The 17,771-nt window shown below is 64.1% G+C and carries 17 protein-coding genes; 11 read left to right on the top strand and 6 right to left on the bottom strand.

The window, feature by feature from the left end; genetic code table 11:
• The first annotated feature begins 84 nt into the window (after positions 1–84).
• The 6 genes from CCOS191_RS26365 (at position 85) to CCOS191_RS26340 (ending at position 7,936) form a co-directional block, all read left to right on the top strand.
• Complete coding sequence (locus CCOS191_RS26365; protein WP_046857609.1) at positions 85–2,373, top strand: ABC transporter permease subunit; 2,289 nt, start codon at positions 85–87, stop codon at positions 2,371–2,373.
• A gap of 17 nt (positions 2,374–2,390) precedes the next feature.
• On the top strand, positions 2,391–4,061 hold the full coding sequence (gene pstA, locus CCOS191_RS26360; protein WP_046857608.1) for a phosphate ABC transporter permease PstA: 1,671 nt from the start codon (positions 2,391–2,393) through the stop codon (positions 4,059–4,061).
• 72 nt (positions 4,062–4,133) lie between these two features.
• Entirely contained in the window at positions 4,134–4,967 is an 834-nt protein-coding gene (pstB, locus tag CCOS191_RS26355; protein ID WP_031315066.1) for a phosphate ABC transporter ATP-binding protein PstB, read from the top strand.
• 73 nt (positions 4,968–5,040) lie between these two features.
• Positions 5,041–5,811 (top strand): phosphate signaling complex protein PhoU, encoded by a 771-nt coding sequence (gene phoU, locus CCOS191_RS26350; RefSeq protein WP_023630537.1) that lies wholly within the window; start codon positions 5,041–5,043, stop codon positions 5,809–5,811.
• 162 nt (positions 5,812–5,973) lie between these two features.
• Positions 5,974–6,885 (top strand): response regulator, encoded by a 912-nt coding sequence (locus tag CCOS191_RS26345; RefSeq protein ID WP_046857607.1) that lies wholly within the window; start codon positions 5,974–5,976, stop codon positions 6,883–6,885.
• A 151-nt stretch (positions 6,886–7,036) separates the two neighbouring features.
• A complete protein-coding gene (locus tag CCOS191_RS26340; RefSeq protein WP_046857606.1) occupies positions 7,037–7,936 on the top strand; it encodes a peptidoglycan DD-metalloendopeptidase family protein in 900 nt (299 codons plus the stop codon).
• A 50-nt stretch (positions 7,937–7,986) separates the two neighbouring features.
• Here CCOS191_RS26340 and CCOS191_RS26335 read toward each other — a convergent pair whose 3' ends face one another.
• The 3 genes from CCOS191_RS26335 to phoB all read right to left on the bottom strand — a co-directional run bounded on the left by CCOS191_RS26335 (position 7,987) and on the right by phoB (position 11,568).
• Positions 7,987–9,327 (bottom strand): hemolysin family protein, encoded by a 1,341-nt coding sequence (locus tag CCOS191_RS26335; protein ID WP_046857605.1) that lies wholly within the window; start codon positions 9,325–9,327, stop codon positions 7,987–7,989.
• A gap of 207 nt (positions 9,328–9,534) precedes the next feature.
• Positions 9,535–10,806, bottom strand: a complete 1,272-nt coding sequence (gene phoR, locus CCOS191_RS26330; RefSeq protein ID WP_231867524.1) for a phosphate regulon sensor histidine kinase PhoR — start codon at positions 10,804–10,806, stop codon at positions 9,535–9,537.
• Between the two features lie 72 nt (positions 10,807–10,878).
• The gene (gene phoB / locus CCOS191_RS26325; protein WP_003253341.1) at positions 10,879–11,568 is read right to left on the bottom strand and encodes a phosphate regulon transcriptional regulator PhoB; all 690 of its coding nucleotides are present in this window, start codon (positions 11,566–11,568) and stop codon (positions 10,879–10,881) included.
• A gap of 175 nt (positions 11,569–11,743) precedes the next feature.
• Here phoB and CCOS191_RS26320 point away from each other — a divergent pair, with 175 nt between their 5' ends.
• Entirely contained in the window at positions 11,744–12,115 is a 372-nt protein-coding gene (locus tag CCOS191_RS26320) for a COG4315 family predicted lipoprotein (protein WP_046857603.1), read from the top strand.
• A gap of 101 nt (positions 12,116–12,216) precedes the next feature.
• Here CCOS191_RS26320 and ubiA read toward each other — a convergent pair whose 3' ends face one another.
• Positions 12,217–13,107 carry a 4-hydroxybenzoate octaprenyltransferase gene (gene ubiA, locus CCOS191_RS26315; protein ID WP_046857602.1) on the bottom strand — a complete coding sequence of 297 codons (891 nt, stop codon included), beginning with the start codon at positions 13,105–13,107 and terminating at the stop codon, positions 12,217–12,219.
• Complete coding sequence (locus CCOS191_RS26310; RefSeq protein ID WP_046857928.1) at positions 13,107–13,664, bottom strand: chorismate--pyruvate lyase family protein; 558 nt, start codon at positions 13,662–13,664, stop codon at positions 13,107–13,109. Before CCOS191_RS26310 ends, ubiA begins: the two co-directional genes overlap by 1 nt.
• Positions 13,665–13,856: 192 nt before the next feature.
• Here CCOS191_RS26310 and CCOS191_RS26305 point away from each other — a divergent pair, with 192 nt between their 5' ends.
• From CCOS191_RS26305 to CCOS191_RS26290, 4 genes are all read left to right on the top strand, one after another.
• Positions 13,857–14,024, top strand: a complete 168-nt coding sequence (locus CCOS191_RS26305; RefSeq protein WP_023532601.1) for a rubredoxin — start codon at positions 13,857–13,859, stop codon at positions 14,022–14,024.
• Between the two features lie 33 nt (positions 14,025–14,057).
• Positions 14,058–15,206: an NAD(P)/FAD-dependent oxidoreductase gene (locus CCOS191_RS26300; RefSeq protein ID WP_046857601.1), complete on the top strand. Its 1,149-nt coding sequence runs from the start codon at positions 14,058–14,060 to the stop codon at positions 15,204–15,206.
• A 188-nt stretch (positions 15,207–15,394) separates the two neighbouring features.
• Complete coding sequence (locus CCOS191_RS26295) at positions 15,395–15,691, top strand: HU family DNA-binding protein (RefSeq protein ID WP_046857600.1); 297 nt, start codon at positions 15,395–15,397, stop codon at positions 15,689–15,691.
• 133 nt (positions 15,692–15,824) lie between these two features.
• Entirely contained in the window at positions 15,825–16,199 is a 375-nt protein-coding gene (locus CCOS191_RS26290) for a hypothetical protein (RefSeq protein ID WP_023631265.1), read from the top strand.
• Between the two features lie 88 nt (positions 16,200–16,287).
• Here CCOS191_RS26290 and CCOS191_RS26285 read toward each other — a convergent pair whose 3' ends face one another.
• Positions 16,288–17,697 (bottom strand): aminoacyl-tRNA deacylase and HDOD domain-containing protein, encoded by a 1,410-nt coding sequence (locus CCOS191_RS26285; RefSeq protein WP_046857599.1) that lies wholly within the window; start codon positions 17,695–17,697, stop codon positions 16,288–16,290.
• Between the last annotated feature and the right edge of the window lie 74 nt (positions 17,698–17,771).

Raw genomic sequence — 17,771 nt, 5'->3', positions numbered from 1 at the left:
CGAAGCCAGGGCTCCTGAGCGGCGGGCTTTTTTGCGTCACTGCACTGTCATGTTTTTGTCATACGGGACCGCTAGGGTGTGCGCATGAATGATCTGGCCAACTCCACAATGACCCAAAATTCTCCTCCCGTGCGCATTGACTTCAATACGCCCGAGTTGCAACGCAAGCGCCGCCTGCGCGCCCTCAAGGATCGCCTGACCCGCTGGTACGTCCTGGTGGGCGGGCTCGCCGTGCTGGCGGCGATCACGCTGATTTTCTTCTACCTGGCCTATGTGGTGCTGCCGCTGTTCCAGGGCGCCACGCTTACCAGCAAGAAGGCGCTGGAGCCGACCTGGCTGCAGCAGGACGCCGGTAAACCGCTGCTGATCGCCCTCGAGGAACAGAACCTCGTGGGTATGCGTGTTTCCGACAAGGGCCAGGCCCTGTTCTTCGACACCAAGACCGGCAACGAACTGAAGCGCGTCGACCTGCCGCTGCCGGCCGGCGCCCAGGTCAGCTCGATCAGCACCGACCAGCCGGGCAGCCCGCTGGTGGTGGTGGGCCTGTCCAACGGCCAGGCGCTGGTGTTCCACCACACCTACAAGATCACCTATCCGGACAACAAGAAGACCATCGAGGCGGGCATCGACTTCCCCTATGGTCAGGACCTGTTCACCCTGGATGACCAAGGCCGCGCGCTGGAGCATGTGAGCATCAACGTCAACGGCGACACCTTGTTGCTGGCCGGTTCCACCGGTGCGCACCTGCAGGTGATCGAACTGTCGCGCACCGAGAACATGATGACCGACGAGGTCACTGTCGAGCAGAACCGTATCGAACTGCCGCAGATGACCGAGGTGGTGAAGAACATCTTCATCGACCCGCGCCAGCAGTGGCTGTACGTGGTCAACGGTCGCGCCACTGCCGACGTGTTCAGCCTGCGCGACAAAAGCCTCAACGGCCGCTACAAGCTGCTCGAGGACGGCAACGCCGAGATCACCGCGACCGCCCAGCTGGTCGGTGGTATCTCGCTGATCTTCGGTGATTCCAAGGGTGGCCTGAGCCAGTGGTTCATGGCCCGCGACCCCGATGGCGAGTCGCGCTTCAAGTTGATCCGCAGCTTCCAGCTGGGCAAGGCCCCGGTGGTGCAGATCGACGCCGAGGAGCGCCGCAAGGGCTTCATCGCCCTGGACAGCGAAGGCAAGCTCGGCGTGTTCCACAGCACCGCGCACCGCACCCTGCTGGTCGAGCCGGTCGCCGAAGGCGCGGGCATCCTCGCCCTGTCGCCGCGCGCCAACCGCATCATCATCGAGCAAGGCAACAAGCTGCTGCCGCTGAGCCTGAAGAACCCGCACCCGGAAGTCTCGTTCAGCGCGCTGTGGGGCAAGGTCTGGTACGAGAACTACGACGAACCCAAGTATGTCTGGCAGTCGACCGCCTCGAACACCGACTTCGAACCCAAGCTGAGCCTGTCGCCGCTGACCTTCGGTACGCTCAAGGCCGCGTTCTACGCGATGATCCTGGCCGCACCGCTGGCCATCGCCGCCGCCATCTACACCGCCTACTTCATGGCCCCGGGCATGCGCCGCAAGGTCAAGCCGGTGATCGAGTTGATGGAAGCGATGCCGACGGTGATCCTCGGCTTCTTCGCCGGCCTGTTCCTCGCGCCGTACCTCGAAGGCCACCTGCCGGGCGTGTTCAGCCTGTTCCTGATCATGCCGATCGGCATCCTGCTTGCCGGCTACAGCTGGAGCCGCCTGCCGGAGTCGATCCGCCTGCGCATCCCTGATGGCTGGGAAGCGGCGATCCTGATCCCGGTGATTCTCGTCATCGGCTGGTTCGCCCTGTACATGAGCCCGTTCCTCGAGAGCTGGTTCTTCGATGGCGACATGCGCCTGTGGATCACCAACGATCTGGGGATCACCTATGACCAGCGCAACGCCCTGGTAGTGGGTATCGCCATGGGCTTCGCGGTCATCCCGAACATCTACTCCATCGCCGAGGACGCCGTGTTCAGCGTGCCGCGCAGCCTGACCCTGGGCTCGCTGGCCCTGGGCGCGACGCCATGGCAAACCCTGACCCGCGTGGTCATCCTCACCGCCAGCCCGGGCATCTTCTCGGCGCTGATGATCGGTATGGGCCGTGCGGTGGGTGAGACCATGATCGTGCTGATGGCCACCGGCAACACCCCGGTGATGGAGCTGAACCTGTTCGAGGGCATGCGCACCCTGGCCGCCAACGTGGCCGTGGAAATGCCCGAATCGGAAGTCGGCGGCAGCCACTATCGTGTGCTGTTCCTCGCCGCCCTCGTGCTGCTGATGTTCACGTTCATCATGAACACTTTGGCCGAGCTGATTCGCCAGCGCCTGCGCAAGAAATACTCGTCGCTTTGATAGAAAGGTAGAGATCCGTGAAAAAGGATTCCCTCAAAGGCTGGTTCAAGAGCGGCGCCCCCGGCGTCTGGATCAGTGGCGGCGCGGTGGCCATGGCGGTCATCATGACCGTCGGCCTGCTGGCCGTGATCGCCGTGCGCGGCCTGGGCCACTTCTGGCCGGCCGACCTGGTCCAGGCCACCTACAAGGTGCCGGGCCAGGCTGACCACATCGTCATCGGTGAAGTGGTGCAGAAGGAAGAAGTGCCCCGCGAACGCCTCAAGGGTGCCGGCCTGCCGGTGCCCGACCAGGGCCCGGAGTTCATGACCCGCGAGCTGATCAAGGTGGGCAACCGCGACCTCAACGGCAGCGACTTCACCTGGGTGGTCGGCGAGTGGCTGGTCGACCAGCAGAAACCTGCCGACCTGATTGCCCTGGAGCGCCGCGAATGGGGCAACTTCTACGGCTATCTGGTCAGCGTCAAGGAAGAGGGCCGCGTGGTCGCCCAGGGGCCGGAAGCCTGGAACGAGCTGCAGGCCCGCCTCAAGCGCGCCAGCCAACTCAACGACCAGCTTGTGAAGCTCGAGAAGAAGGACATCGGTGCCATCAACCATGGCCTCGAGCGCCTGCGCCTGCACAGCCGCAAGCTGGAACTGGACGGCAAGCTCGACGCCGCCGCCCAGGCCGACATGGACGCCGAGCGCGCTGAGCTGAACAACCGCTACAAGGCCATCGAAGAGCGCCTCAACGGCCTGCATCAGGAGTTCGCCCGCGACAGCCTGGTAGCCCGCGACGGCAACGGCCGGGAAGTTGAGATCAACCTGAGCAAGGTGGTCCACGCCATCCAGCCGAACGCCATGTCCGGCTTTACCAAGATGGGCGCCTACTTCGCCAAGGTGTGGGAGTTCCTCAGCGACGACCCGCGTGAGGCCAACACCGAAGGCGGTATCTTCCCGGCCATCTTCGGCACCGTGATGATGACCCTGATCATGGCGGTGATCGTCACCCCGTTCGGCGTGCTGGCTGCTGTCTACCTGCGTGAATACGCCAGGCAGGGCCCGGTGACCCGGTTGATCCGCATCGCCGTGAACAACCTCGCCGGCGTCCCGGCGATCGTCTACGGCGTGTTCGGCCTGGGCTTCTTCGTCTACGTGCTGGGCGGCTCGATCGACCGGCTGTTCTTCCCCGAGTCGCTGCCGGCACCTACGCTGGGTACGCCGGGTCTGCTGTGGGCTTCGCTGACCCTGGCGCTGCTGGCCGTGCCGGTGGTGATCGTGGCCACCGAGGAAGGTTTGGCGCGTATTCCGCGCACTGTTCGCGAAGGCTCGCTGGCCCTGGGCGCGACCAAGGCCGAGACGCTGTGGAAGATCGTCCTGCCGATGGCCAGCCCGGCCATGATGACCGGCATGATCCTCGCCGTGGCCCGCGCCGCTGGCGAAGTGGCCCCGCTGATGCTGGTGGGTGTGGTGAAGCTGGCGCCATCGCTGCCGGTGGACGGCAACTACCCGTACCTGCACCTGGACCAGAAGATCATGCACCTGGGCTTCCACATCTACGACGTCGGCTTCCAGAGCCCCAACGTCGAGGCCGCGCGGCCGCTGGTGTACGCCACCGCGCTGCTGCTGGTGATGGTGATCGCCACCCTCAACCTCTCGGCGGTGTGGATCCGTAACCACCTGCGCGAGAAGTACAAGGCCCTGGACCACTGATCCTGATTGCAAGCGTGCCGCCCGGATGCCGGGCGGCCCTTTGAAACGAATTGATAGCGTATGGAGTTGACCATGCAGCATGAATCCCACGCCCACGGCATCGACATGTCGGCCCTGGGCCGCGACAAGCAGAGCCTGCGCCTGGCTGAAGAGACCGTGGCCATCGAAGTGCCCGGCCTGTCCCTGTTCTACGGCGACAAGCAAGCACTGTTCGACGTCAGCATGAACATCCCCAAGCAGCGCGTGACCGCCTTCATCGGCCCGTCCGGCTGCGGCAAGTCCACGCTGCTGCGCACCTTCAACCGCATGAACGACCTGGTCGACGGCTGCCGTGTCGAAGGCGCCATCAACCTGTACGGCAACAACATCTACCGCAAGGGCGAGGACGTGGCCGAGCTGCGTCGCCGCGTGGGTATGGTATTCCAGAAGCCCAACCCGTTCCCCAAGACCATCTACGAGAACGTGGTCTACGGCCTGCGTATCCAGGGTATCAACAAGAAGCGCGTGCTCGACGAGGCCGTCGAGTGGGCGCTGAAGGGCGCGGCCCTGTGGGATGAGGTCAAGGACCGCCTGCACGAGTCGGCGCTGGGCCTGTCCGGTGGCCAGCAGCAGCGTCTGGTGATCGCCCGTACCATTGCCGTTGAGCCGGAAGTGCTGTTGCTCGACGAGCCGTGCTCGGCACTGGACCCGATCTCGACGCTGAAGGTCGAAGAGCTGATCTACGAACTGAAATCCAAGTACACCATCGTCATCGTGACCCACAACATGCAGCAGGCGGCCCGTGTTTCGGACTACACCGCCTTCATGTACATGGGCAAACTGGTCGAATTCGGTGATACCGACACCCTGTTCACCAACCCGGCGAAGAAGCAGACCGAAGACTACATCACCGGTCGCTACGGCTAAGGCCGGCAAGGTAGGAACGCCAGGGAACGACACGAACGACTTGAAGCCTGCAGCTGCTTCGCGGAGCGAAACGATGATCAACAAAGAAAGCCTTACCCACCACATCTCCCAGCAGTTCAACGCCGAGCTCGAGGAGGTGCGCAGCCACTTGCTGGCCATGGGCGGGCTGGTGGAGAAACAGGTGAACGACGCCGTCACCGCGCTGATCGAGGCCGACTCGGGCCTTGCCCAGCAAGTGCGCGAGGTCGACGAACAGATCAACCAGATGGAGCGCAACATCGACGAGGAGTGCGTGCGCATCCTCGCCCGTCGCCAGCCGGCGGCCTCCGACCTGCGCCTGATCATCAGCATCTCCAAGTCGGTGATCGACCTGGAGCGCATCGGTGACGAATCGACCAAGATTGCCCGCCGTGCCATCCAGCTGTGCGAGGAAGGCGAGTCGCCGCGTGGTTATGTCGAGGTGCGCCATATCGGCGACCAGGTGCGCAACATGGTCCGCGACGCGCTGGACGCCTTCGCCCGCTTCGACGCCGACCTGGCGCTGTCGGTGGCCCAGTACGACAAGACCATCGACCGCGAGTACAAGACGGCGCTGCGCGAGCTGGTCACCTACATGATGGAAGATCCGCGCTCGATCTCCCGCGTGTTGAGCGTGATCTGGGCCCTGCGTTCGCTGGAGCGCATCGGCGACCACGCACGCAACATCTCCGAGTTGGTGATCTACCTGGTACGTGGTACCGACGTGCGCCACATGGGCCTCAAGCGCATGAAGGCCGAGGTGCAGGGCGAAGCGTTCGATGAGGGCGAAATCGCTAATGTTCCGGCTGAACCGGACGATAAATAAGATTGCTCCCGAGCATGAACGCCCGGCAACCGCCGGGCGTTTTCGTTTGCGGTCGAGCACCAGCAGGCACCCGCGAACCGTGTGAGAAGTCCCGGCGTGACCAGTGGTTTGGCAAATGGCCATCAGTCGGCGGTATGCTAGCCGGGATCAAGAGGAGTATCGATGAGTAAAGTGAATGTGCTGGTCGTGGATGATGCCCCGTTCATCCGCGATCTGGTAAGGAAGTGCCTGCGCAATGCCTTCCCCGGCATGGTGATCGAGGACGCGGTCAACGGTCGCAAGGCCATGGCCATGCTGAGCAAGGAACGTTTCGACCTGGTCCTGTGCGACTGGGAAATGCCGGAGATGTCCGGCCTCGAACTGCTGACCTGGTGCCGTCAGCAGGAAGAGATGAAGACCATGCAGTTCATCATGGTGACCAGCCGTGGCGACAAGGAGAACGTGATCCAGGCCATCCAGGCCGGCGTTTCCGACTTCGTCGGCAAGCCGTTCACCAACGAGCAACTGCTGACCAAGGTGAAGAAGTCGCTGACCAAGATCGGCAAGCTCGACAGCCTGATGTCCAGCGCGCCGGCGCGGGTCAACTCGGCGTTTGCCAACGATTCGCTCAGTGCCTTGACCGGTGGTCGTCCGGAGGCGGCCAAGGTGAACGCGCCCGTCGCCGCGCCCGTGGCAGCGGCGGCCAAGCCTCTGATCAACGCCCCCACGCCGAAGACTGCCGCTGCGGCGGCCCAGGCTGGTCGTGGCCAGGGCCAGCTGCGCCTGTCCAGTGGCACCCAGCCGTGCATGATCAAGGCCCTGAGCCTCAAGGAAGCCCTGCTGGTGGTGCGCCGCGGCACCAACCTGCCACAGGTGCTCGAAGGTGCGGTGCTGGACCTGGAGCAAGGCGAGAATGCCGAAACCGCGCGCCTGAACGGCTACCTGCACGCCATTGCGGCGCTGGAGCCCAAGCCTGAGAGCGACTGGCTGCAGCTGACCTTCAAGTTCGTCGACCAGGATGCGCAGAAACTCGACTACCTGTCGCGGCTGATCGCCCGCGGCACGGCGCAGAAGCACTTCACGCCTGGCGCCTGATGGCCGCTTGAGCACCGCGTCGGAGCGGATGTAGTGGGAGCGGGCTTGCCCCCTCCCACGTTACACCTCCAGCATCCCGACCAACTGTCATATCCCTCTCAAATCCGGCTGCTAGGCTTCGACAGAACACCACTGTCAAAAAGCCACCATCATGCCGCCCTCCCGACTGCTGCTGTTCTGTGCCTTGCTCACGGCCTCGGCGTCGAGCCTGGGCATGACCATCTACAAGACCACCGATACCTATGGCGTGGTTTCCTATTCCGACCGACCCAGCGTGGGCGCCAAGGTTTTCGTGTTCCGCGAACCCATGGTCGAGCGCCTGGACGGCCAGGTGCGGCTGAAGATCGAGGATTTCGCCGGTGGCGTGCGTTTTGTCGCGCGCAACGAGCTGTTCGTGCCGATGGAAGTTGAACTGCGTGTGGAGCGCCTGGCCAATGCCCAGGGCGGTAACGCCCCGCGCATCGTCCGGCGCCTGGTGCCACCGCGCTCGAACCTGATCCTCAGCGTGGTGCAGGCTCGCCAAGGGGCTCGCCTCAAGTACGACACCAAGTTCCGCTACGCCATGGGCGACCCGGGCCAGCGCCCGCAGGGCTACCGTTATCCGTTCCCCTGGAAGGGCGGGCCGTTCCGCCTGAGCCAGGGCCCCAACGGCCGTTTCAGCCACTTCGGGCCCAAGGGCCGCTACGCCATGGATATCGCCATGCCCGAAGGCACGCCGATCATCGCGGCACGCGGTGGGGTGGTGGTGAAGATCGAGAACAACCAGAGCGGGCGGGGCAACAATCCGGCGGGCAATTTCGTCAGGATCCTGCACCCGGACGGCACCATGGGCGTTTACCTGCACCTGATGCGCGGCTCGGTGGTGGTGGGCGAGGGGCAGCGGGTTGCCCAGGGGCAGCCATTGGCCAAATCGGGCAACACCGGCAACAGCAGCGGGCCGCACCTGCATTTCGTGGTGCAGCGCAATGTGGGGCTGGCGCTGGAGTCGATCCCGTATCAGTTCGACCGGCCGATTGGCGGGTTGCCGGACTTTACCGCAGGGAATCCATGATGCATTGCGGGGCAAGCCCGCACCCACGGATGTAGGCGCGGGCTCTCGGGTCAATCGAGCTTGAGCACCTTGGCCAGCACGATCTTCGGCCCTTTCATCTTCTTGATGATGATGCGCAGGCCTTCGACCTCCAGCACTTCCTCTTCCTCGGGGACGCGCTTGAGGGTCTCGTAGACCAGACCGGCCAGGGTTTCCGCCTCGATATGATCAAGATCGACGCCCAGCAGGCGCTCTACCTTGAACAGCGGCGTATCACCGCGCACCAGCAACTTGCCCGGCTGGTAGGCGAGGATGCCGCGCTCGGTCTTGCGGTGTTCGTCCTGGATATCGCCCACCAGCACTTCCAGCACGTCTTCCATGGTCAGGTAGCCGATCACCTTGCCATCGGCTTCCTCGACCAGCACGAAGTGCGCGCCACCCTTGCGGAACTGCTCCAGCAGCTGGGCCAGCGGCATGTGCCGGGACACCCGCTCCAGTGGGCGGGCGAGGTCTGCAAGGTCGATGGTTTGCGGCAAGTGGTCGAGCTCTGCGAGCTCCAGCAGCAGGTCCTTGATGTGCAGCAGTCCGGTGAATTCCTCGCGCTCGGCGTCATACACCGGGTAGCGGCTGAACTTGTGACGGCGCAGCAGGGCGAGGATTTCCTTCAGCGGCGCATGGGCATCGATGCTGACCATGTCCTCGCGGGAGTTGGCCCAGTCGACCACCTCCAGCTCGCCCATCTCCACCGCCGAGGCCAGCACGCGCATGCCCTGGTCGCTTGGATCCTGGCCACGGCTGGAGTGCAGGATCAGCTTGAGCTCCTCGCGGCTGTAGTGATGCTCGTGGTGCGGCCCGGGCTCGCCTTGGCCGGCGATGCGCAGGATGGTGTTGGCGCTGGCATTGAGCAGGTAGATCGCCGGGTACATCGCCCAGTAGAACAGGTACAGCGGCACGGCGGTCCACAGCGACAGCAGCTCGGGCTTGCGGATCGCCCACGACTTGGGGGCCAGCTCGCCGACCACGATGTGCAGGTAGGAGATCACGAAGAAGGCGACGAAGAACGAGATTGCCTTGATCAGCTCCGGGCTGTCCACGCCGACATAGGCCAGCAGCGGCTCGAGCAGGTGGGCGAATGCCGGCTCGCCGACCCAGCCCAGGCCCAGGGAGGCGAGGGTGATGCCCAGCTGGCAGGCCGAGAGGTAGGCGTCGAGCTGGTTGTGCACCTTGCGCAGGATGCTGCCACGCCAGCCATGCAGCTCGGCGATGGATTCGACGCGGGTGGAGCGCAGCTTGACCATGGCGAACTCGGCGGCCACGAAGAAGCCGTTGAGCAGCACCAGGAACAAGGCAAAGAGAATCATGCCGAAATCGGCGAACAACGAGGTGAGGCTGATACCAGGGGAAGGGTCCATGATGGGGTTTTACGGGGTCCGTCTGCTGAAAAGTAAGAAAAAAAGTGCCAGCGTTTGCTGGCACAGGGGATCCAATGTAGCGGCTGAGGCTGCAAAAGCAAAGGGCCGCTTCGCGCCCCATCGCCGGCAAGCCGGCTCCCACAAGGGCGGCATCTTTCCTGTGGGAGCCGGCTTGCCGGCGATGGGGCGCGAAGCGGCCCTCGGATCTCAGCCCTTGTTCACGACCAATTGCGCTGGCGCGAAGTGGCAGGTAAAGGTACTGCCATGCCCCGGCACGCTGCTGATTTCCAGGCGCCCACGATGGCGCATCAGCACGTGCTTGACGATCGCCAGGCCCAGCCCGGTGCCGCCGGTGTTGGAGGCGCGGCTGGAGTCGACGCGGTAGAAGCGTTCGGTCAGGCGTGGCAGGTGCTTGGCCTCGATACCGACCCCCGAGTCCTGCACGCTGAGGTGTGCGCCCTGGTCGTCGGCCCACCAGCGAATGCGGATATTGCCCTCATCCTGGGTGTACTTGACCGCGTTGAACACCAGGTTGGAGAACGCGCTGCGCAGCTCCGACTCGCTGCCTTTGAGGCGTATGCCAGGCATTGCTTCCAGGCTGATCCGCTGGTTGCGCGGGCCGGACAGGGCCTGGGCGTCGTTCTTGATGGCGGTGAGCAGGGTGTCGACCAGCACCGGCTGGTTGTCCGAGGGATAGTCGGTGGCTTCGAGCTTGGCCAACAGCAACAGGTCGTTGAGCAGCGTCTGCATGCGTGAGCCTTGCGCGCTCATCTGCTGCAAGGCACGGCTCCAGCGTGGGTTCACGTCCTCGACGTTGTCCAGCAGCGTCTCGAGGTAGCCGGTGATCACCGTCAGCGGCGTGCGCAGCTCGTGGGAGACGTTGGCGACGAAGTCCTTGCGCATCTGTTCCAGCTGGTGAATGCGGGTCACGTCGCGCACGAGCATCAGATGTTCGTTGTTGCCGTAGCGGGTAAGGTGCAGTTGCACACGCAGGCGGTCGTTGATCGGCGACGGGATCTCCAGCGGTTCGGCGTAGTTCTCCGACTCGAAGTACTCCTTGAAGCGCGGGTGGCGCACCAGGTTGGTCACCGGCTGGCCGCCGTCCTGCGGGGTCTTGAAGCCCAGCAGGGTCTCGGCGGCGCGGTTCCACCATTCCAGGTTGCCGTCGCTGTCGAGCATGATCACCGCATCGCGCAGCGCGGCGGTGGACTCCTGGACCCGGTCGATCACTGCCTGCAGGCGGCCCCGCACGCGCTGGTCGCGGCGCTGCAGGTGATAGATGCTGTCGAACACTTCGCCCCACAGGCCGTAGCCATCGGGTGGCGCCTCATCGGGTTGATGATTGCGCAGCCAGTCGTGCAGGCGCAGCAACTGCTTCAATGTCCAGCCAAGGTAGAAGGCCAGGCCGATGGCCAGGCTCCAGCCATAGTACCCGCTGACCAGCCCGCCGATCAGGCAGACGGTGATCAGCAGGAGCATGTGGCGAATCAGGGTCGCGTGCCAGTTCTGGTTCAATTGACAGTCCTTGTACAGCGGGCGCTGGGGCTTCGATCAGCTTTTGGTCGAGAAGCGATAGCCAGTGCCGCGGACGGTTTGTACCAGATTTTCGTAGGCTTCACCCAGTGCCTTGCGCAGGCGGCGGATGTGCACGTCGACGGTGCGCTCCTCGACATAGACGTTGCCGCCCCAGACCTGGTCGAGCAACTGGCCGCGGGTGTAGGCACGCTCCTGGTGAGTCATGAAGAACTGCAGCAGGCGGTACTCGGTGGGGCCCATCTCGGCCGGCTTGCCGTCGATGGTCACGCGGTGGCTGATCGGGTCGAGCAGCAGGCCGCCGACTTCGATCGGCGCTTCGCTGTCGCTTGGGCCGGTGCGGCGCAGCACGGCCTTGAGGCGCGCCACCAGTTCACGGGGCGAGAACGGCTTGGTGATGTAGTCGTCGGCGCCGACTTCCAGGCCCTGGATCTTGTTGTCCTCTTCACCCTTGGCGGTGAGCATGATGATCGGGATGTCGCCGGTCAGCTCGTCGCGCTTGAGGCGGCGGGCCAGTTCGATGCCGGAGGTGCCCGGCAGCATCCAGTCGAGCAGGATCAGGTCCGGCTTGCGGTCGACGATGATGGCGTGGGCCTGTTGCGAGTTCTCGGCCTCGAGGCAGTCATAGCCGGCCATTTCCAATGCAACGGCGATCATCTCGCGGATAGGCGCTTCGTCGTCGACGATCAGAATGTTTCTGCCAACCATGCTCAATTACCTCTCCCAGGAACGATGTCTTGGCCCGCATTAGATAACGGAATTATTGCAGCTGTGTGACAGGGCGTGGGCGGTTCTGGCGACATTGCGTGACTGGACTAGGCTACAAGGGGCCGCGAGGGCGGCCGCGAACACTCAATCCACCCCTGAAACAATGGTGATTCCAATGACACGACATACGCTGAGCTGGATGGCCCTTTGCGCTGCGCTGGCAGTGCCGGGGGTGGCGTCGGCTCATCACGCCATGGAGAAGGATGGCATGTGGGTCGATCATGACGGCATGACGTTGTACACCTATGACGACGATGCTAGCGGCAAGTCCACGTGTAACGGCAAGTGCGCCGAGAACTGGCCGCCTTTGATGGTCAAGCAGAGTGACGAGGCGCCAAAGGACAAGTGGACCCATGTCACCCGCGACGATGGTTCGATGCAATGGGCCTATGACGGCAAGCCGCTGTACACCTTCGTCAAGGACAAGAAGGCGGGGGATACCACCGGTGATGGCATCAAGGACGTCTGGCATATCGCCAAGCCTTGAGATCGCAGGGGTCGCATCGCGACCCTTTCGCCGGCAAGCCGGCTCCCTCACAGGGAGCCGGCGTGCTGGCGAAAGGGCTGCACGGCAGCCTCAAATGGTTATCAGCGCAGCGCGTAGTCCAGCACCACACCAATGAAGATCAACAGCCCCGCCCAGTGGTTGTGCAGGAACGCCTTGAAGCACGACTCGCGGTCCAGCTTGCGCGTCGACCAAAATTCCCAGGCGAAGCATACCGCCGCCGCCAGCAGCCCCAGGTGGAACCAGCCGCCCAGCTCGAAGCGGTTGCCCGCCAGGAGCAGGCAGCCCAGCGACAGCAGCTGCAGGCTCAGGATGATCACCCGGTCCGCCTCGCCGAACAGGATGGCGGTGGATTTCACGCCGATCTTCAGGTCGTCGTCACGATCGACCATGGCGTAGTAGGTGTCATACCCCACGGTCCACAGCAGGTTGGCGATGTACAGCAGCCAGGCGCTGGCCGGCAGCTCGCCACCCGCGGCGGTAAAGGCCATCGGGATACCCCAGGAATACGCCGCGCCCAGCACCACCTGCGGGTAGTAGGTGTAGCGCTTCATGAACGGGTAGCAGAAGGCCAGGGCGACCGCGCCGAACGACAGCCACACCGTGGTGGCGTTGGTGCACAGCACCAGCAGGAAGCTCACCCCCACCAGCAGGGCGAACAGCACCAGCGCTTCGCGGGGCTTCACCCGGCCGCTGGCCAGTGGCCGGTCGGCGGTGCGCTTGACGTGGCCGTCCACCTTGCGGTCGGCGAAATCGTTGATACAGCAGCCGGCGGCACGCATCAGCACCACGCCGAGGCCGAAGATCAGCACGTTGGCCAGGGTCGGCGAGCCGTTGCCGGCAATCCACACCGCCGACAGCGTCGGCCACAGCAGCAGGTAGATGCCGATGGGGCGGTCCATGCGGCTCAGCTGGACAAAGTCCCAGGCGCGCGGGTGCAGGCGATTGAGCGATTTGAGCAGTTGCAGGTACATCAGCGGTTTTCCTCCTTGGCCGCGTGCCACAGGGCGGGCAGGAACACCTCGGCCACCAGCAGGTCGAGGCCGGCGCGTTCGAAGCGCGAGCGCCGTCCCCACAGCCCGGGGCTGGCGACCTCGGCGGGCAGCCAGTCCTGTGGGTAACTGCACACTTCGATAGGGTGGCGGACGAACGCCTGATCGCAGAACAGTAGCTCGCCCAGCGAGCGGCTGCCCAGGGTCTCCAGGTCGAGCCCCCCGCGCTCCAGCGCTGTGCGGCTGGCGACGCTGCGGGCGAATACCCACGGCTGGCCATGGCCGCGCAGGTAGACCTCGCGCACCCAGCCCTGCGCGCCAGGCCGCAGGCCCAACGCGGCGCATTCATCGTCACGCAGTGGCTGCCAGCCCTCGAACAAAGGGGTGACGCTGAAGTGGTCATGGGAAAGACCGGTCAGGCGACGGGTCAGGGAGCCTTCGTCGAACAGCCAGTCCAGGGTCGGCTGGTCGGGCAGGGGCGCCAGTTGCGGATACGCCAGCCACGCGACAGCGGCTGCTTGCGGGGTTTCGTACGGCACGTCGGTATGCTTGATACAGGCCAGAGAGGCGGCGAGCTTAGCATGATTGCCGTCCTGGCTTGCATACTGCCAGCAGGCCCAGTACAAAAGCCGACCAGAGATTGCACGGTGGTCACTTGCAGGCGCGGGCGTACCCCGCGCCCGGCCACCAGCTGCAACGCACCAATAAGCCTGACCGAGGAACAGCACCCGATGAAGAAGTGGCAATGTATTGTCTGTGGCCTGATCTACGACGAAGCCGACGGCTGGCCGGACGACGGCATCGCCCCCGGCACCCGCTGGGAAGACGTGCCGGAAGACTGGCTGTGCCCTGATTGCGGCGTAGGCAAGAGTGACTTCGAAATGATCGCCATTGGCTGATCGCAACCCTGGCTTGAACAAGGAACGCACGACATGACGTCCCCCGTGGTGATCATTGGTACCGGCCTTGCCGGTTATAACCTGGCGCGAGAGTTTCGCAAGCTGGACGGCGACACGCCGCTGCTGCTGATCACCGCCGACGACGGCCGCTCCTATTCCAAGCCGATGCTGTCCACCGGCTTTGCCAAGCAGAAGGACGCCGACGGCCTGTGCATGGCCGAACCGGGCGCCATGGCCGAGCAGCTCAAGGCCGAGATCCGCACCCACACCCGTATCAGCGGCATCGACCCAGGCCACAAGCGCCTGTGGATCGGCGAGGAAGCGGTAGAGTACCGTGACCTGGTACTGGCCTGGGGCGCGCAGACTGTGCAGGTGCCCGTGGAAGGCGATGCGGGCGACTTGGTCTTCCCGATCAACGACCTTGAGGACTACGCACGTTTTCGTGTCGCTGCCGCAGGCAAGCAACGGGTGCTGATCCTCGGCGCCGGCCTGATCGGCTGCGAATTCGCCAACGACCTCACCTTGGGCGGCCTGCAGTGCGAGGTCGTGGCGCCGTGCGAACAGGTAATGCCGACCTTGCTGCATCCGGCGGCGGCGGCTGCCGTGCAGGCAGGCCTGGAAGGGTTGGGGGTGCGTTTCCATCTCGGCCCGGTGCTGACCCGCCTGCAACGTTCGGGGGCGGCTGTGGAGGCGCACCTGTCCGACGGCAGCATCATCCCTTGCGACCTGGTGGTGTCTGCGATCGGCCTGCGGCCGCGCACCGACCTGGCGGCGGCAGCGGGCCTGCAGGTCAACCGCGGGGTGGTGGTGGATCGCCAGCTGCGCACTTCTCACGCCAACATCTTCGCCCTGGGCGACTGTGCCGAGGTCGATGGCATCAACCTGCTGTACGTCATGCCCTTGATGACCTGCGCCCGCGCCTTGGCCCAGACCTTGGCCGGCAACCCGACTGCAGTGGCCTATGGCCCGATGCCGGTCACCGTGAAGACGCCGGCCTGCCCGCTGGTGGTGTCCCCGGTGCCGGCAGGCCACGAGGGTACCTGGGTGGTGGAAGGTAGCGGTGGCGACCTGAAAGTGCTCTGCCATGGCGCCGATGGCCAGTTGCTGGGCTACGCCCTGACCGGCGGCGCGGTCATGGAGAAACTGGCGTTGAATCGCCAGTTGCCACCCTTGATGGCGTAAATAGCGGGCGTTCTGTCGGAATTATCCTGTTCTTGCCGCGACAATGGCCGCCCAGATACTGGCGCGGCCCCGGTCGGCGTGCCATCCTCACTGGCGTCTGCCGCAGCCTAGAGCCTGCGGTGCCTTGAACGCTGCTCCCTTCGGCAGCACGGCATAACAACAAGAAATCCCGTCAAAGAGGCTTCACTATGCGTAAACCAGAACTCGCCGCCGTCATCGCCGAAAAGGCCGATCTGACCAAGGAAAAGGCCAACCAGGTCCTCAACGCGATTCTCGACAGCATCACCGGCGCACTCGACAAGGACACCGTCACCCTGGTCGGCTTCGGCACCTTCGAAAAACGCCATCGCGGCGCTCGCACCGGCAAGAACCCGCAAACCGGCGAGCCGGTCAAGATCAAGGCCAGCAACACTGTCGCCTTCAAACCGGGCAAGGGTCTGCGTGACAGCGTCAACGCACCGGCCAAGCCTGCCAAGAAAAAGTGATCGACAAGCCATCGAGACGGGCGCCTTAAGGCGCCCGTTGTGTTTCTGGTAAGCAAATGCGGCGAACTTGCATAAACAGGGCGATAAACGGATAAACTGCGCGACTCAGTCATTTTTCAATCGAGGCGCGTTGATGAAGTTTCGTTTTCTTCTCTGGGCCATGGGCTTGCTGATGGCCAAGGCCAGCCGCAACAACCCGGCGTTCCAGCAGCAGCTGCAGGACAAGGACCTGGTCTTCCAGATGCAGACGCTCGACGGCAAGGTTGCCCGGCACTTCATCGTCAAGGACCTGCGCATCAGCAGCAAGGGCGGCCTGCACCCGCAGCCGGCGTTCGCCATTGCCTTCAAGGATGCCGCGTACGGCTTTGCCACGCTGCAGGCCGGTAACAAGCAGCTGGCGTTCATGCAGGGGATTCAGGAGAAGAACATCCAGATCAAGGGCAATCCGGCGCTGGTGATCTGGTTCCAGGGCTTGATGAAGTACCTGAAACCGAAGAAGAAAGTGTAGGAACGGCTTTAGCCGCGATGCAAGCACCGCGGTTTCTGGCACCCGCTTCGCGGGTGATCGCGGCTGAAGCCGCTCCTACGGGGCGGCCTTAATGCGAATGCGGCGCGTGGAACTGCGACGCCAGCTCGCGTAGCAATGCCTCGGCCTCCAGCACCTTGTTCACCACCTCTTCGGCCTTGTCCCGGGTCAGCCCCAGGCGCTCGAGCAGGGCATCCGGGATCTCGTCCTTCGGCCCCGAGCCGATCCCCCGGGCGCGTAGCAGGCGCGTCGCCAGGCACACCAGGTTGGGGAACGCCGCATAATCGCCGTCGTACGCCGGATCGTGCTGGAAGCGCAGGGCTGTGGACAGTTCATCTGGCATGTCCCACAGCTTCATCAGCCAGGCACCGATCTGTTCACGGCTGATCCCCAGCAAGTGCTGCTCCACATAGCTGTGGCACAGGTGCGGGTTGACCTCCAGATGACGGCAGATCAGCGAGAAATGCGGTGGGAACACGTGGGCCAGCAGCAGGTAGCCGAAGTTGTGCAGCAGCCCGGCCAGGTAGGTAAGGCCTGCTTCCGGGCGTTCGGCGCGCGGCATGGCACGGGTCAGGCCCTCGATCACGGCAGCGGTATAGATCGACTGCTGCCAGTACGGCGTGGCCTGTTGCGGGTGGTCCTTGGGCAGGCTCAGGGTCTTGCCCAGGGCCAGGCCCAAGGCCAGGTTGATCACCAGGTCGAAGCCCAGTACCCGCACGATGGCGTCTTCCACCGAGCGGATCTTGCCGGGTGACGCGTAATAGGGCGATGCCGCCCAGCTGACGACCTGCGCAGCCAGGGCCGGGTCGGTTTCGACCACGCCGGTGATGTCGTCGATGCTGGCATTGGGGTCGACACGCAGCTTGATGATCTTCTGCGCGGTGTCGGCCAGCGGCGGAATCTCGATGGTCTGCTCCAGGCGTTGCTGGATGCGCCGGGCGGTGAAGGCCTGGACTGCGCGGATGACTTCCTTGGGAGGGCCGTCCAACTGATCGAAACTGAGGCGAATATCGTTGATCGGCTGGCCGAAGGTGCTGGCGCTGGCCTTGATCAGCATCTTCTTGAAAGCCGTCCGGCCGATTTCCAGGAGCAGCCCGGCTTCACCGGACTGGATCAGCAGGGTTTCGTTGTCGAGCAGGCTCTTTTCGTACTGGCACGGCGAGCTGGTCAGCGCGGGAATGGCGGGCAGGGCCTTGAGGTGATGCTTGTCGAGCATCTGCTTCAAGCGCTCCAGCGGCACGGCCTTGAGCTTGCGTCCGGTCAGTTCCTCGAGGCGCTTGAGGTCCAGCAACTGGCTTTGCGGGAACAGCACCATCAAGGCACCGATCTCGTCATCGAGCAGCACGGCCTGTACGCGCGAGTTGGCCGGCAGCCCCGGGTGCTCGGGCACCTCGCGGAAGCTGACGCCGAGCTTTTCGAGCAACAGCCGGATGACAGACGGTGCGTGTAGGGTTGCGGTATCCAGGGCAACTTCAGTCATGGCCTGTATCCAATCATTTCTGTAAACGCGAAGTATAACCAGCCTGGCCGCCAAGCTGGATCCATTATGGGACG

This window comes from Pseudomonas sp. CCOS 191, assembly GCF_001007005.1.
GTDB classification, from domain to species: Bacteria; Pseudomonadota; Gammaproteobacteria; order Pseudomonadales; family Pseudomonadaceae; genus Aquipseudomonas; species Aquipseudomonas soli.
The sequence above is the reverse complement of the archived record's forward strand: the minus strand, read 5'-3'. Positions and strand labels throughout refer to the sequence as shown.

Coding starts and splice junctions, on each gene's coding strand:
- CCOS191_RS26365 (WP_046857609.1), top strand. CDS start 85: ATGAATGATCTGGCCAACTCCACAATGACCCAAAATTCTCCTCCCGTG.
- pstB (WP_031315066.1), top strand. CDS start 4,134: ATGCAGCATGAATCCCACGCCCACGGCATCGACATGTCGGCCCTGGGC.
- phoU (WP_023630537.1), top strand. CDS start 5,041: ATGATCAACAAAGAAAGCCTTACCCACCACATCTCCCAGCAGTTCAAC.
- CCOS191_RS26345 (WP_046857607.1), top strand. CDS start 5,974: ATGAGTAAAGTGAATGTGCTGGTCGTGGATGATGCCCCGTTCATCCGC.
- CCOS191_RS26340 (WP_046857606.1), top strand. CDS start 7,037: ATGCCGCCCTCCCGACTGCTGCTGTTCTGTGCCTTGCTCACGGCCTCG.
- CCOS191_RS26335 (WP_046857605.1), bottom strand. CDS start 9,327: ATGGACCCTTCCCCTGGTATCAGCCTCACCTCGTTGTTCGCCGATTTC.
- phoR (WP_231867524.1), bottom strand. CDS start 10,806: ATGCTCCTGCTGATCACCGTCTGCCTGATCGGCGGGCTGGTCAGCGGG.
- phoB (WP_003253341.1), bottom strand. CDS start 11,568: ATGGTTGGCAGAAACATTCTGATCGTCGACGACGAAGCGCCTATCCGC.
- CCOS191_RS26320 (WP_046857603.1), top strand. CDS start 11,744: ATGACACGACATACGCTGAGCTGGATGGCCCTTTGCGCTGCGCTGGCA.
- ubiA (WP_046857602.1), bottom strand. CDS start 13,107: ATGTACCTGCAACTGCTCAAATCGCTCAATCGCCTGCACCCGCGCGCC.
- CCOS191_RS26305 (WP_023532601.1), top strand. CDS start 13,857: ATGAAGAAGTGGCAATGTATTGTCTGTGGCCTGATCTACGACGAAGCC.
- CCOS191_RS26300 (WP_046857601.1), top strand. CDS start 14,058: ATGACGTCCCCCGTGGTGATCATTGGTACCGGCCTTGCCGGTTATAAC.
- CCOS191_RS26295 (WP_046857600.1), top strand. CDS start 15,395: ATGCGTAAACCAGAACTCGCCGCCGTCATCGCCGAAAAGGCCGATCTG.
- CCOS191_RS26290 (WP_023631265.1), top strand. CDS start 15,825: ATGAAGTTTCGTTTTCTTCTCTGGGCCATGGGCTTGCTGATGGCCAAG.
- CCOS191_RS26285 (WP_046857599.1), bottom strand. CDS start 17,697: ATGACTGAAGTTGCCCTGGATACCGCAACCCTACACGCACCGTCTGTC.